Raw genomic sequence first — 14,503 nt, 5'->3', positions numbered from 1 at the left:
TCACCGATAGAGCTGCGCTTCGTCGCGCAGAAAGCTGTCCAGAGTGCTTTGGCCGCCGCGCCCGGTGATGTCGACGAGCTCGACCATCACGGAGGCATCTCCGGAGGCAGAGGCCACGGGCTCGGTGAGGAAGAAGCTTGCGAAGGCTTCGACAGGGAGATTGGTACTATTGCCGTTTAGATCATAGCCGGCAGCCTCAAGCGCATTGCAGTTCAGTATCGCGCCATAGAGTAGACGACGATCGACAGTGGTAACCGGGGGCTGGCAGGCGCTAGGTGGTGTTCCCACTTCGCCACCGGTCGAGGCGTGGCCAATCAGATTGTTGGCAATCTCGTATTGGTAGACTTGATATCGAGTCGGTTTGGTCGTGGCCCAGGAAGAGGGATAGCTGGTTGAGCCGAAATTGGTGCTCCAGTAACCGGAAAGGTTCCAATCTCCGTCTCCCATGCGTCCGCCCATATAAGGCGTGGTCGCGTCCCTCGGCAGGCCCATGTTGCCCGTGGCGTTGAAGGTCAGCTGATTGTACGCGGGACACTGGTTGCCGTTACCGCCCGTCGATGCGCCCTTCCGAACGTTGGCGGCCGGCCCATATTCTGGACTGTTGAAGGCATTGCCGCTCGCTCTGATGCCGAACCGTACGTTGAAAGCGTCCTGAACAGGCCCTGTATTCTGGCCAGTCTTGGTACTTACGCCCTGCGCTGAATAGCAGCCCAGAGGTTTAGACGTAGCGATCGTCTGGGCCAGAGCCTGTGCGCCGTTGCCGACGCTGTCGGGCGGTTGCAGGAAACCGAAATTGCCCGGGCCGTAGGCGGAATTGTTTCCCACCATGCGCAATTCGATGAGCCGGCGATGGATGGCCGGATCCGTCACGGCCTGTTCGAGCGTCGCCCCACCCGCCGTATTGGTGCCATTCACTATCTCATACGGGTTGCATATGAAGACGGGTGTGTAGTCGCAGACGCCGGATGTGAAGCCCGCTACCGAGATCGCGCTGATATTGTAGTTGGTGTCGGCCGCACTGCCGGAGGAAGAAACCGAAATCGGGAACATTGCGCTGAACGTCTCAGGCTGCGCTTTCACCTGAATGAACCGAGTTACAGTCGCCGACGCCGCGTAGTTGGACGACGTGATCGGATCGGAATCGTTCGCGGGCAGACTGGAAAGGAAGCACCACGACACCTGTCCTTTGGACCGGCATGCGGGATAGGTCGGGTCCACCGTCGCGGTTCCGCTGCCGGTGGTCAGCGACACGGGCCCGCCATCAGAGAACTGGGTATTGTTGGACACGAGGTTGGTCAGGGCATTCTCGGCGCGGGTCCATGCGTCAGACCTGCCGTTCAGTTCGGCTGCGGCCGCCAGGGCCAGAGCATCTGTTCCCTTTTGCAGGTCATTGTGCAGATTGTTCATCCGGCTCATGTCGATTGCCAGCAGGGACAATCCGATGATGGCCGGCAACATTACGCTGACGAGGATCAGCGCTAGCCCCCTTTGGTCGTGCCAGAACGCGCGAATAGTTCGCAACATGGCCCTACTCTCTACCCTTTCGTGCCGGGCTCCTCGCGTGCCCGATACACTGCTTCCTTTCGCTCAGTTTACTGCGTGGTCGTGCCCGCCGGACCGACGTTGACTGTCATGTTTGTTGTCGAAGCGGCCGTGCTTGGCGGAAGTTTGTATTTCTGCACGACGCCGACTGAACGCGCGCCGTCGCCTTCGATCTTCGTGTTATTCGAAGCCGGATTGAACGGATCAACCGTCTGCAGCAGCTGGTTGGCCTTCTGCGAGTCGCCCGATGCAAGCGTCATCGTATCGTAATTGTTCAAATAGTCCGCGGCACAGCCTGCGAGCAGGCTGGAGCACAGAAGGACGAACAGGAGCTTATTTCTTGACATAGAGCAGCTTGTCCTTCGATTTCACATCCAGCATGTGGCCGTAGGGGCCGGTGACGCCTTCGCCGAGCTCATATTTCCGGATCATGTCCTTGCTGACTTCGAGCTGGCCGAGCAGCATGAGTTCCGGGTCGTTGGCCGGCCTCGTCTTGTCGAAGGGCGTCGCCAGTTGTTCGCCGGGCTTCACCGGCCGCACCAGATGCGGCGTTACGATGACGACGAGCTCGGTCTCTTCCTTCTGCGTGCTCGAATTGTGGAACAGCGCGCCGATGATCGGCACCTGGCCGAGCCACGGCACCTGCTCCTGCAGCCTGGTGTTCTTGCTGGAGAGCAGACCGCCCACGGCAAAGCTCTGGCCGTCACGCAGGTCTACCGTGGTTGCCAGCTTGCGGTTGGTGAAGATCGGGTCGCCGGCTGGAGTGAAACCGGTAAGATCGCTCACTTCCGGCGCCAGCTTGATATGAATCTTGCCGTCGTCCAGCACTACAGGTGTGAAGTTGAGATTGACGCCGAACTGCTTGTATTCGATCCTGACCGCGTCATTGAGGACGCTGCGGATTGGCACTTCACCGCCGGCGTTGAAGCTGGCGGTCTCGCCGGAAGCCGTGGTGAGGTTGGGTTCGGCCAGCGTACGGACGAGCCCTTTCGACTCCAGCGCCTCGATAATCAGATCGACCTTGACGTTGCTGGCGATGATCTGGGTGATCAATGCCCCGAACGGATTGCTGTTGGACAGAAGTCCGGTCACAATATCGCCAGTGCCAGCCACAACATTGTCTTTATTGACAGCAGCGCTGCCGGTACCAAAGCGCGTGGTGCCGCTGCCATTGTGGCCCCTGAACGAGACGCCGAGATCGCGGTCGGCATTGCGCTTGGCCTCAAGGATGCGCACCGAAAGATTGACCTGCTCGCTGTCATCAATTGTGACCGCGTTGATGATCGCGTCCGGACCATATTGCTGCGTCACCTCAACGATCTGCGCCAGCGTCGCTGCATCCTTGACGTGACCGCTCAGCCGAACCTTGCCGTTGATCGAACCGATCTCGATGCGAGCCTTGGGCGCCACCTGGCGGATTGCTGCCGCCATGTCGCTGACATCCTGGCCGACCTCGACCTGGATGGCGCCCAGCGAGCGCTTGTCCTCGGAAAACAAATTGACGGTGGTGGTGCCGACACTCTTGCCGATGACATAGAGCGTCTTGTCGGTCATCGGCTGCGCGTCGGCGATTCTCTCGTCGCCGACGACAATATCGCCCAAGGTGGCGTTCACCTGGATCGTTGCCGATTGCGACACGGGCACGAACACGCGGTGCAGCGACGGACTCGACACGTCGATGAAGCGATCGGCGGCATGAACCGCGGAGCTCAACGGCAACACAAGACAGGACAACGCCAGAGCGGTGGCGGCCAGTGATCCCCGAAAAAATCGCATCTAGATCGTCCCCTTCCGGACCCACCCGGATTCCCCTTATCCGAATGCGCCTTTCGCTATCTCTGTCTCGGCACGTCGTATGTTTCGAGCTTCACGCCGCGAAACACGCCGATAGTAGCTCGGGCTGGCGGCTCCGGCTGCACATATTTGACCACTTCCTTTACAACTTCTTGCGGTTGTGGTGCGGGCGCCACAGTAGGTGCAGGCTTCACTTTGCTCAACTGGTCGATCTGGCTGCCCACCCGTTCCACGGCCTGGGCCAGGCCGGCGATCTTTTCGTCCGACTGCTTGCGCGCGTCCTCTGCGCGCTTGCGATCCGCAGCGGCTGCGGCCTCGGCGGCCTTCTGCCTATCGAGTTCCGCCTGCCTCTTGGCGACATCCTCGGGCGTTTCTCCGGTCAGGTCGGAAAGCGTGACACGCTCGGTTTCTTCGCCCTTGCCGGCAGCGGCTTGCCGAAGTGCCAAGGACAATTGGCCCGCTCCGGCTGCCAATGTCAGCTTCTGGGCATCCTTTGTATTAACCTCAACGGTCACAGCCTTGACGACTAACGGGCTGTCCTTGCTCTCGTCGGCAACCTGGTCGACGGCGAGAACCTTGACGCTCTGCAGCAGTACGTCGACGAAACTCTTTGGCGCGCCCCCGCCATCCTGAGTCGTGCGGGTCAGCAGGATATCGACCCGGTCGCCCGGAAAGACAAAGCCGGCGACGCCCAGCACGTCATTGACCCTGATGGAAACGGCCTTCATACCTTCGCCGAGCACCGCCGAAAGTGTTGCGCGCTGGCCCGGGCCGGTAATCTTGCCGGCCAGAACAGGCTCATTGACCCCGATCGTTTGCAGGGCTTGCTTGGTCCCTTGGCCGGCCAGCAGGTCCTTCGTCGTCTTGAAGGCGCCCGCCGGGACGGCACCCGCAGGCCAGGCGATTTCCTGAAGCTTGTCGGCAGTCAGCGTATCGCCGAACTTCAGCGGCACTGCTGCCACCACCACCGTGTCGCGTTTGACATTATCTGTCGAGGCCAGCGCGTTTCGCTGGTTGGCGAGCCAGATGTTGGCGAGGACAACAGCCAAAACGCCGAACACACAGGCGAGGATGATCATGATGACAGTATTGGCGCGCATGAGCCCAACCCCAAAAAGCCTATTATAATCGGCCGCGGTCAGCCCATCGCGGCCTTGTATCAGGCTCGGGCCTAAGACCCGGGCCTGATGGAGTATCCCTCAGGTACCGACGCCAGTGCCCTTGACGCAGGTGCCGAAAGTACCGGGGGTGCCGGTAGAGCCCTTGCCATCAAGAATGTCGCACAGGCCGCCAAAGCGTCCGCTGACCCAGAGGCCAATGGCGACGATCGCCAGGATCGCCGCGCCGGCGATGATGCCGACCAGGATGGAATATTCGACCATGGCAGCGCCGTTTTGGTCATCGCGGAACTGCTTGGCCGTGCTGATAAACCTTCCCATTTGAATTCTCCGCTTGGTCAGTCTCAGGCCCGGGCCTCAAGGCCCGGGCCTGAAGAATAACCATCAGGTACCGACGCCAGTGCCCTTGATGCAGGTGCCGAAAGTACCGGGGGTGCCGGTAGAGCCCTTGCCGTTGAGGATGTCGCAAAGGCCGCCAAAGCGTCCGCTGACCCAGAGGCCGATGGCGACGATCGCGAGGATCGCCGCACCAGCGATGATGCCGACCAGGATGGAATATTCGACCATGGCAGCGCCGTTTTCTTCGTCGCGGAACTGCCGGGCCATCGTCATGAGCTTCTTCATGCCAATTTCTCCCTTTGGAGGTTTGAACCCGACGAGACGGTGCCAAGGATGAACCCCATACCCAAGCATCCCCCGTCGAATTCAATCCTAGGTCCCGCGAAAAAGCAGAGTCAAACGGATTAACAGTCTCTTAACCTTTCAATACCTGAGACGCGACAATTTCATTTTCGACAACAGCTTGATTCGCCTCGCTTTTCAAGCCATCTTAACCATTCATTCACAATTCTGCCCACTTCGATCCGGGGTTTGCCCATATTAGGGATGCAACATATCCCTTTATATTAAAGGATTTATAGGATTGACCGCTCGCGCTGGGACAAAGGTCCTAAGACTTTAGTCTGAGATTGTGGGTCAAGGTGAAAGTAAAACGATTTATCGGAAGTTCAATTTTAACTATGTTGCAAGTAATATACGTCTTGTAGCTTACAGGCCGCTTGTGCCCCTCGTGGTTAACGCTTAGTTTCGACCCGGGGCAGATCGCAGGGGGTTCAGCGGCATGTTGGGTCGCTTCATCAAAGGCCAGAACGAACAAAAAGCGCTGCAGCCGGCGCCGGCCGCGGCGATGAATGGAGGGGCAAGCGCTCCCGCGGCGCAAGCCGAACAGAATGACGATTTCCTGACGCTCAAGGTCGAACTGCATCGGCACCTGATAGACAGGTTCAATCTGACTGCCCTTGAGAACGCATCCAAGGACGAAATCCTGAACGAGATACGGCCGATCGTGCGCGAGTTCGTGCGCGGCCGGAATGTTCCGCTCAACGCGCGTGAGCTCGATCAGCTGACCAGCGACACGGCGGACGAGATGCTGGGGCTCGGCCCTATCGAACCGCTTCTCAAGGATGACTCGATCGCCGACATCCTGATCAACACCCACAACCATGTCTTCATCGAGCGCCGCGGCGTGCTTGAGGAAACCTCGATCCGCTTCCGCGACGAGGCGCATCTCCTGCGCGTCGTCAACAAGATCGTCTCCAACATTGGCCGGCGGGTCGACGAATCCGCGCCGATGGTCGATGCGCGCCTGGATGATGGCTCACGCGTCAACATCGCCGTGCGGCCGATTTCGGTGGATGGCCCTCTGGTGTCGATCCGCAAATTCTCCAAGCATCCCTATTCGCTGGAACGGCTGATCGCCTTCAATTCGATCCGACCGCCCATGATCGACTTGCTGCGGATCGCCGTACAGGCGCGCAAATCGATCCTGGTTTCGGGCGGCACCGGCAGCGGCAAGACCACGCTGCTGAATGCTCTGTCGAGCTACATTCCGGCCAAGGAGCGTCTGATCACCATCGAAGACGCGGCAGAACTGCAGTTGCAGCAGCCGCATGTCGGCCGGCTGGAGACCCGCCCGCCCAATGTCGAAGGCAAGGGCGAGGTGCGCCAGCGCGAGCTGGTGAAGAATGCGCTGCGCATGCGACCCGATCGCATCATCGTCGGCGAGGTGCGCGGCGAGGAGGCCTTCGACATGCTGCAGGCCATGAACACCGGCCACGAAGGCTCGATGACAACCATCCATGCCAACAGCCCGCGTGACGCGCTGTCGCGTCTTGAGCAAATGGTCGGCATGGCCGGCATGCCGATGACGCATGAATCAATCCGGGCGCAGATCGCTTCGGCCATCGACATCATCGTTCAGACGCAGCGGCTTTCAGACGGTGGCCGGCGCGTCGTTTCCATATCGGAACTAACCGGCATGGAGGGCAACGTCGTCCAATTGCAAGAGCTTTATCACTTTGTCCGCCGCGACGTAGCGGCGGACGGCCAGATTGTCGGCGATTTTCGCGCGACCGGTATCCGTCCGCGTTTTGCCCAGGAAGCAGCAACCCTTGGCCTTCACTTCGGCAAGGATGCCTTCAACCCGCAGGTTCCTCTCTGATGCTGACCAGCCAGACCTTGCAGTATTTCATCTATGTGTTGGCAGCGGCATCAGTCATTCTCGCGACCGAAGCACTTTATGTTTCTTATGCCAAGGGTCGCTCACGAGCCGGCACGATCAACCGGCGGCTCAAGCGATTGGCTGAAGACGCGCCCGCCGAGCAGACCTTGCAGGGCCTGCTGCGCGAACGAGGGCTGACCGAGTCTGGCGACTATATCTTTGGCGCCGTTGCACTGAACAGGCTTTATACACAGTCGGGCATCACCGGAAATCCGCTGAGATTTGCCGCCATCTTCATCTTGGCGGGACTGGCTGTGGCGCTGCTCCTCAAACTGCTGGCGGGCTTTTCGGCGATCTCGGCCTTGATCGCTTTCATTACCGTGGGCTTCGTCCTGCCGGTCCTTCTCCTTCGCCGGTCCCGCAACAAGCGGATTATGAAATTCGCCAAGCAATTGCCCAACGCACTCGACATGATCGTGCGTTCGCTGCGCGCCGGTCATCCGGTCTCAGTAGCGGTTGGTCTCGTAGCGCGCGAAATGCCAGACCCGCTCGGCACCGAATTCGGCATCGTTTCCGACGAAATCACCTTCGGACTCAGCATCGAGCAGGCTGCTCGGAAACTGTCCGAACGGGTGGGCTTCGAAGGCCTTCATTTGCTTTCGGTTTCGCTTTCCATTCAGTCCAAGACCGGCGGCAACCTCACCGAAATTCTTGCAAATCTATCGGCCGTGCTCCGCGAGCGGCAAAAGCTCCGAATGAAGATCAGGGCGCTCTCTGCCGAGGGCCGTTTCTCGGCATGGTTCATCTCGCTCTTCCCGCTCGTCATGTTCGCGATCCTTTGGCTCTCCGCCCCAAGCTACTATGGAGCAGTCTGGGGAAATCCGCTTATCTTTCCGGTGTTCACGATCTTCGGTGTGTGGGCGCTGCTTGGTGACTTCATCATGTATCGTATGATTAACTTCGACTTCTGACGGGGGCGGGTTATTAGCGTACTTTCGAACATCCTGAGTTCCGAGTTTCTCATCTCGCTCACGGTTTTCCTGGCGGCGGTGGCGCTGTTCCTGTTCGGCGCGCTCGTCTTCCAACCCGCCTTTCAAACCCGCAAGCTCGTCGGTGAAAGCCTGCTGTCGGAGGGAGGACTCAATCGGCGTTCGCTGGAGGCGCAGCAGCAACTCGTTAAGATTTCGGCGCAGCGACCGGTCGACGCCTATTTCCGCGCCCTCGAGAAGGAACGCGGCGAGCCAAACGCGCTCGAAGCGAGGCTTTTTCGGGCGGGATTTTATCACTCCAGCGCACCAGTGCTCTACACCTTGTCGCGATTTGCTGCCGTCGCCATTGGCTTTCTTGGGTGCTACGCCGGGCTTGCTGCTATTGTCCCGCCGCAAATCCCAGGCTTCATAACGTTCGGTGGCGCTGCCCTATTCGGGCTCGCTTGTCTCGTCATCCCGAGCATCGCGCTCGATCGTTTCGAGAACGCACAGAAACAGACCTACCGCCGCGGCTTTCCCGACTTCATGGACATGATGATCACCTGTGCCGATGCCGGCATGAGCCTTGAGGCGGCAGTCGAGCGGGTCAGCCAGGAAATGGCCGGCACCCACAAATGGCTGGGCATCCAGCTTGCGATCATGAATCTGCAGTTGCGCGCCGGCAAGCCGCTTCGCGAAGCCTTGCGCGAACTCTCGGATCGTGTCGGTCTAGAAGAGGCACGAGCATTGGCGGTGCTCTTCCGCCAATCCGAAGAACTTGGCACCAGCCTGACGGAAGCGTTGCGCGTCTACAGCGATGAAATGCGCACGCAGAGGATTCTCCAGGCTGAGGAGCGCGCTAATGCGCTGCCGGTCAAGATGATGATTCCGCTGGGCATCTGCATCTTCCCGGTGGTGCTCATGATCGTTTTGTTGCCGGTGATCATCCGCATGAGAGGCATTTTCTTCTAGCCCGTCGCATGATTAGCCTCTAAAACAGATTCGGGGATTCGTGGGACACACAATGACACGGCCAAAGCGCCTCGCAGTCATGACTAGCCTGCTGCTTATCTTCCTTGCGGGCTGCCAAACGAAAGACATCGCCAACGGCGTCGTGCGCACCAACGAGCCTGCCAAAGGCGATTACACCGCCTTCGGCGATGCCTTCGACGGGCTGAAGACGGTCAGCGACGTCGACTATTATGCTTCGGACCAGGCGGTCACCGAAGCCAAGACCCAATTCCGTTCCGAGAACTACGGCAATGCCGGCGCCCTGTTCTACAAGGCCACGCGGCTGGCGCCGAATGACGGCGTTGCGTGGCTGGGCCTTGCAGCCTCCTGCGATCGCATCCGCCGCTTCGACCTCGCCGACCTCGCCTACGGGCGCGCCTATCGCCTGCTCGGTGCGACGCCCGAATATTACAACAATGTCGGCTATTCCTATCTGCTGCGCGGCAAGCTGCAGGAAGCGCGCACCAACTTCCTCAAGGCCTATGAGCTCGCGCCCAACGATCCGACCGTGGCCAACAATCTGAAGCTGCTGTCGTCCAGCGTGCGCAACATAGAACGGTCATGAGCCTTCTGCTGGCCGCGACGCTTTTGTTCAAGGCGGTGGCTATACTGCTATTGGCGAGGATCGCCTGGATCGACTTCTCCACGCAACGGATATCCAACCGGGATGTGCTGCTGTTGCTCTGTTTGGGGCTCGGTGCGCTGCAGTTCCATTCACTGCAGACCCACTCGTGGCTGGAGATGGGCATCAGCGCTATTGGCGGCCTTATTCTATTCGTCGCGCTTTTTCCATTCTGGCTTTTGCGCAAGGTTGGCGCCGGCGACGTCAAGCTGATGAGTGTTATGCCGTTTCTGATTGGCGGAAGCGATCTGGTCGTGTTTTCCGTGCTGTTGCTGGTTTTCGCCATCGCCACCGCAACGGTGGTCAAGAATCCTTTCCTGCTGCCGGCAGGCATGTTTCGCCACTATGTGCAGCATCTGGATCGCAAGGGCGTCGTGCCGTTCGGCGTACCGATCTCGGCAGCTGCGATCTGTGCGATAGCGCTGCAGATGTACTACGCGCTGAAGGTTGCAACCAGTTCCGGGATTTTAGAGCATCTCAACTGAGTGCCCCCTCAAAACCCCGCCGTCTGCTTCTCCACCAGCTTAAGCTTACCTTTCTCCACCTTGAAGAACGGCATCGACCTCTGGCTTGAGCCGTCGGCGCGGAAGCGGAACAGGCCGGTCGAGCCGCGGAAGCCGCTGGCGTTTTCCAGCACCTGCTTCGAGAAGCCGCCCGGGCCGGCCGAGCTCGCTATGCCGGCCGACAGCGCCACCATGTCGTAGGCATAGGCGACGTTCACGTCGGGCTGGTAATTGTAGGTCGCCTTGAAGCGGTCGGCGATCGGCCCGGTCTCGCTCTGGTCGAGCGTCGCGATATAGGCGCCCTCATAGAGCGGATCCATCGGGCGCTCGAGCCAGCGGTCGGTGCCGATCAGCGTCACCGCCTTGCCCGGAATGCCCTTGGCCTTCAGCGCCGCGAGCACCGGCGCCGGGCTGCCGTCGCCGCTGGCGACGATCACCGCGTTGGGCGCCTCCACCAGCGAGCCCATGTCGGAGACCGCCTTCGCCGCGCTGTCGGGCGAATAGGGCAGCGTCACGGCAAGCGTCGCGCCATAGATGCTGAGCGCGTTGGCGACGCGGGCCTCGATGGTGCTGGCGCTGGCGCCGGCCGGCGCCAGCAGCACGAACTTCTTGGCGCCCTTGCTGGCGACGGCGGCCGCACCCGCGGCCGCGCTGTCGGCTTCGCTCAGCCGCACCGAATAGACGCCCGGGCCGCCGGCGAAATTGTCGGCCAGCGCCAGCACCGGCGGCCGCGAGCCGGAGAGCTTGGCCAAGTGCTGCGCCGCCGCAAGCTCCGCCGGCCCGATGACGACCTTCGCCCCGCCCGAGGTGATCGCCTTCACTGCGAGGTCCTTGGCGTAGCCGCTGTCGCCGCGCGTGTCTTCGATCGTCAGCGTCAACAGCTTGTCGCCGAGATCGGCCATCGCCAGCCGCGCGCCGTCATACATCTTCCTGCCGTTCTCGCCCGCGCTTCCGGGGGCCGAGAGCGGCAATAGCATGGTGATCCTGGTTGGGCCTGAGCCTAGCGTCTGGCTGGCCTTGAAGGCGGTGGCTGTGGCGGCGGTCTGCTGGGCGGGGGCAGTGGCGGGAGCGGCGGCCTGCTGTGGGGGAGTAGTGGCGGGGTTGCCGGGCTGGCCTGAGGGAGCGGCGAGCGAGGCGGGATCGAGCACGTCCGACGGGCCCTTCTTCGACTGGCAGCCGGACACGACTGCCGCGAGCGCAAGCGCCAGCGCCAGCACACAGCGCCGTCGCGAACGCCGCGCAGCGGCGGCAGGTGCGTCAGCCGCCACCGGGCGCGCGAAAACGCATGCCCCCGCCCAGGCTCTCTTGGCCATCATTGCAGCCGGCCGGCGCAGCGTCGCCCGTCAGCTCAATGCATGTATTCGACCATGCGGTCGTGGAAGCACTCGCACTTGTTGAGGTAGTCCTCGTCCTTATAGTTGGTCTTGAGGTACCCATAGGCCTTGCCGCAGGCGACCTTGGCTTCCGAGGCCCAGACGAAGGCCGGACGCGACGAGTTGATCCATTCCGGGCTGTTGGCGACGGCGATGGACTCGTCCATCAGCTTCACCACCTTGTCCTTCAGCACGACCATATTGTCGGTCAGCACAAGGTCCGACGTGCCGACGGTGCGGCAATAATTCACCGCCGGCTCGCCGATGATGTCGGCGGCAAAGCCCGTCGACCCGGCCAAGAGCAACGCCGTGGCCGAAGCCAGCAGTCTTGCGGAATGTTTCATGTAAGCCCCTCTCCAGATTACCAATTCATGGTTCGCCGATACATAGCATGGGTACCCGACCGCGCATAAGTGCTAAATCGTGGTTGTATGCTGTGCGTGAGTGTTGTCATCGTAAAGGATCGTAATGGTGCCGGCTGCAGGTGTGTTCGTTAGTTGCGCCACGTCCACGAAATTGTTGCCCGAACCACTGGTGTCGACACTCAGCGTACCGGTCCCGCTGTCATAGTGAACGTAGTTGTTGATATTGCCCGAAGGCGCTGCCTCGAATAGCGAAGTCAGGTCGATCTTGTCGCCCTCCGCGCTGTTGTAGTCGGTGATGAGGTCCTTGATGTTCAATTCGAGGTGATCGAGCTTGAACGTGTCGGCCCCTGCGCCACCGGTCAGCGTGTCCTGGCCCAAACCACCGACAAGAGTGTCGTTGCCGCCGCCGCCGTTGAGCGTGTCGTTACCGGTGCCGCCCGCGAGATAGTTGTCGCCGGAATTGCCGAACAAATAGTCGTTGCCGGAGCCGCCGATCAGCCCTTCGATGCCGGTAAGGGTGTCGCCGGCGGCGTCGCCGCCGCCGATCGTGCCGGCGGTCGGATTGCTGAAGTTTACCGGTGCGCCGGATGCATGCCCGTCGTCGGCGAGATGGATCGAAATGGCGGCTAGGCTGCCCGTGTAGTCGACAATGTCTGTTCCGGTTCCGCCCGAAATCGTATCGCCATGCGTGCTGCCGGCAATCACGTCGTTACCAGCCGTACCGGTGAGGGTGTAGTTCCCGGATCCGTCTGCTGCCACAACATGAACGGCGAGAGACTGGGTGGCGGTGGTGTCACCGTCCTTATCGGTCGCCGACACCGTGAATGCCAGGTTCTGATCCTGAGGCAGAACGTTGTGCGTCAGGGAAATATTCGAGAACTGAGCGCCTTGCCCTGAGATGTTGACTGCGCTGATCTGCAGTTGGTTGAAGCTGATCGACGGATCGATCACGAATGTACCGGTCGACGTAATAACGATATCGCCGGAAACGGTGGTGTTGGTGAGGGTATTTGTCGCAACCCAGTGGTAGGTTCCTCCCGCGCCATTCAGCTGGTTGACCACCAAACTCACGGAGTCGTTCAGCTCCGCATTGGTGTTGGGCGGATTATCGACACCGATACCCGTCCCTGCCGTGTGGAACTCCATCGTGAAGGATTCATTGCCGCCGACGAAGGTGTTTGCGACGCCAAATCCGTTGTTGTTGGAGTTGATGCCATCGGGGCTTGAAAACTCGATATGGCCGTCACTGGTTTCGCGCCAGTTCGGTCCACCGGCGGGAAGGTTCTGCAGCGAATAGGTAACCGTTGTGCCGGCATCGGGCTTGATAAGGTCGAACTCGTAAGTTCCATCCGCCCTTACGGTGAGGTCGAACACTTCCGTCGCACCCGACATCGCGTGGAGGACGGTCGTCCCGTCCGCATCGGTTGTAGTGTTATAGGTGATGCCGGCGATTACAGGTCCTGTGATGTTGAAGTGATCGATGCCGTCCGCACCCGCTACCAGCGAGAAGAAGCCGGCGACCGACCCAACCTCGTTCGGGATCGTGCCCGAAGTGAAAGAGCCCAGCGACGGGCCATCGTCATGGAAGGTGGCCTTGGAGCCGAGGTCGATCGACTGCGAGGCCTTGTCGCCGTCGGCGTCCGTCACCGTCGCCGTCAACGTCACCAGGCCCGAGGTCAGGCTGATGCCTTCGGAGCTGTCGGTCGGATTGTCGGCGGTATTCTCGTGCACGGCGCGGAACTCCGTCAGCGTGACCGAGCCAGTCGATGTGTTCACCGCCAGCGTGAACACCAGGAAGGCCGGATCGCCGCTGTGGCCGCTGACATAGCCGGACACCGTGCCGCCGCTCTGGGTCAGCACCACTGCCTGGCCGGTGGCAGAGTCGATCAGGTTCGAGGTCACGCCCTGCGAAGAGACGCTCACCCCGTAGCTGGTGGTGGCGCCATCGGCACCCTGCACCACGGTGAACATGCCGGCGAAGGCGGCGGTGGCTGCTGTCAGCGCCGCATTCGGCGTCGAGCCGTTTGGCAAATAGCTTTCATCGACGTTCAGCGTTGGGGCTGTTGCTCCGCTCAGCGCAATCGACGGACCGTCATCGAGGAAGGAGACCTGCTTGCCGAGGTCGATCGACTGCGAGGCCTTGTCGCCGTCGGCATCGGTGATCGTCGCCGTCAGCGTCACCAGGTTGGCGATGCTGTTGAGGCTGATGGCTTCCGAGCCGTCGGTCGGATTGTCGGCGGTGTTCTCGTGCACCGCGCGCAGCTCCGTCAGCGTCACCTGGCCGGTGCCGCCGTTGACCGCAAGCGTGAACACCATCGCGCCGCCGGCATTGCCGACATGGCCCTCGACCGTGTTGCCGTTGAGCACCAGCACCACCGGCTGGCCGGTGGCCGAGTCGATCAGGCCCGAGTTGACGCCCGGCGAGCTGATCGCCAGCGAATAGGCGACGGTTGCCCCGTCCGCGCCCTGCACCGTGGTGAAGGCGCCGGCGAAGTTGCCGGTCGAGACCGTATTGGCCGGGTTCGGCGTCGAGCCGTTGGCCAGGTAGCTCTCGTCAACCGACAGCGTCGGCTGCGTGAACTGCTGGTTCACCGAGATCGACGGACCGTCATCGAGGAAGGAGACCTGCTTGCCGAGGTCGATCGACTGCGAGGCCTTGTCGCCGTCGGCATCGGTGATCGTCGCCGTCAGCGTCACCAGGTTGGCG

14 protein-coding genes are annotated in these 14,503 nt (G+C 61.0%); 5 read left to right on the top strand and 9 right to left on the bottom strand.

Translation table 11 applies throughout. The features are described 5' to 3' along the window. The 6 genes from RFN28_RS23760 to RFN28_RS23735 all read right to left on the bottom strand — a co-directional run bounded on the left by RFN28_RS23760 (window position 1) and on the right by RFN28_RS23735 (window position 5,078). Window positions 1-1,524 (bottom strand): TadE/TadG family type IV pilus assembly protein, encoded by a 1,524-nt coding sequence (locus tag RFN28_RS23760; RefSeq protein ID WP_320289650.1) that lies wholly within the window; start codon window positions 1,522-1,524, stop codon window positions 1-3. Window positions 1,525-1,592: 68 nt separating this feature from the next. Then, on the bottom strand, window positions 1,593-1,802 hold the full coding sequence (locus tag RFN28_RS23755; RefSeq protein ID WP_320289649.1) for a hypothetical protein: 210 nt from the start codon (window positions 1,800-1,802) through the stop codon (window positions 1,593-1,595). A 73-nt stretch (window positions 1,803-1,875) separates the two neighbouring features. Continuing rightward, on the bottom strand, window positions 1,876-3,264 hold the full coding sequence (locus RFN28_RS23750; protein ID WP_320289710.1) for a type II and III secretion system protein family protein: 1,389 nt from the start codon (window positions 3,262-3,264) through the stop codon (window positions 1,876-1,878). Window positions 3,265-3,374: 110 nt separating this feature from the next. After that, window positions 3,375-4,436: a Flp pilus assembly protein CpaB gene (cpaB, locus tag RFN28_RS23745; RefSeq protein WP_320289648.1), complete on the bottom strand. Its 1,062-nt coding sequence runs from the start codon at window positions 4,434-4,436 to the stop codon at window positions 3,375-3,377. Window positions 4,437-4,535: 99 nt separating this feature from the next. Continuing rightward, window positions 4,536-4,775, bottom strand: a complete 240-nt coding sequence (locus tag RFN28_RS23740) for a Flp family type IVb pilin (protein WP_320289647.1) — start codon at window positions 4,773-4,775, stop codon at window positions 4,536-4,538. Window positions 4,776-4,838: 63 nt separating this feature from the next. Further along, complete coding sequence (locus RFN28_RS23735) at window positions 4,839-5,078, bottom strand: Flp family type IVb pilin (RefSeq protein WP_320289646.1); 240 nt, start codon at window positions 5,076-5,078, stop codon at window positions 4,839-4,841. A 496-nt stretch (window positions 5,079-5,574) separates the two neighbouring features. On the opposite strand from RFN28_RS23735, the gene RFN28_RS23730 reads away from it, so the two are divergent. From RFN28_RS23730 to RFN28_RS23710, 5 genes are all read left to right on the top strand, one after another. Then, the gene (locus tag RFN28_RS23730) at window positions 5,575-6,954 is read left to right on the top strand and encodes a TadA family conjugal transfer-associated ATPase (RefSeq protein WP_320289645.1); all 1,380 of its coding nucleotides are present in this window, start codon (window positions 5,575-5,577) and stop codon (window positions 6,952-6,954) included. Beyond that, window positions 6,954-7,925, top strand: a complete 972-nt coding sequence (locus tag RFN28_RS23725; RefSeq protein ID WP_320289644.1) for a type II secretion system F family protein — start codon at window positions 6,954-6,956, stop codon at window positions 7,923-7,925. The genes RFN28_RS23730 and RFN28_RS23725 overlap by 1 nt, the downstream gene beginning before the upstream one ends. Window positions 7,926-7,994: 69 nt before the next feature. Further along, window positions 7,995-8,894, top strand: a complete 900-nt coding sequence (locus RFN28_RS23720) for a type II secretion system F family protein (RefSeq protein ID WP_320289709.1) — start codon at window positions 7,995-7,997, stop codon at window positions 8,892-8,894. Between the two features lie 52 nt (window positions 8,895-8,946). Next, window positions 8,947-9,498: a tetratricopeptide repeat protein gene (locus RFN28_RS23715; RefSeq protein WP_040972606.1), complete on the top strand. Its 552-nt coding sequence runs from the start codon at window positions 8,947-8,949 to the stop codon at window positions 9,496-9,498. Next, the gene (locus tag RFN28_RS23710; protein ID WP_320289643.1) at window positions 9,495-10,040 is read left to right on the top strand and encodes a prepilin peptidase; all 546 of its coding nucleotides are present in this window, start codon (window positions 9,495-9,497) and stop codon (window positions 10,038-10,040) included. Before RFN28_RS23715 ends, RFN28_RS23710 begins: the two co-directional genes overlap by 4 nt. 8 nt (window positions 10,041-10,048) lie before the next feature. Here RFN28_RS23710 and RFN28_RS23705 read toward each other — a convergent pair whose 3' ends face one another. The 3 genes from RFN28_RS23705 to RFN28_RS23695 form a co-directional block, all read right to left on the bottom strand. Continuing rightward, window positions 10,049-11,374 carry an ABC transporter substrate-binding protein gene (locus RFN28_RS23705; RefSeq protein ID WP_320289642.1) on the bottom strand — a complete coding sequence of 442 codons (1,326 nt, stop codon included), beginning with the start codon at window positions 11,372-11,374 and terminating at the stop codon, window positions 10,049-10,051. A 32-nt stretch (window positions 11,375-11,406) separates the two neighbouring features. Further along, complete coding sequence (locus RFN28_RS23700) at window positions 11,407-11,775, bottom strand: hypothetical protein (protein ID WP_320289641.1); 369 nt, start codon at window positions 11,773-11,775, stop codon at window positions 11,407-11,409. A 72-nt stretch (window positions 11,776-11,847) separates the two neighbouring features. Continuing rightward, the coding region (locus RFN28_RS23695) for a DUF5801 repeats-in-toxin domain-containing protein (RefSeq protein WP_320289640.1) at window positions 11,848-14,503 on the bottom strand (2,656 nt) is incomplete at its 5' end.

Source organism: Mesorhizobium album, assembly GCF_033977205.1.
Lineage (GTDB): Bacteria > Pseudomonadota > Alphaproteobacteria > Rhizobiales > Rhizobiaceae > Mesorhizobium > Mesorhizobium album.
The sequence above is the reverse complement of the archived record's forward strand: the minus strand, read 5'-3'. Positions and strand labels throughout refer to the sequence as shown.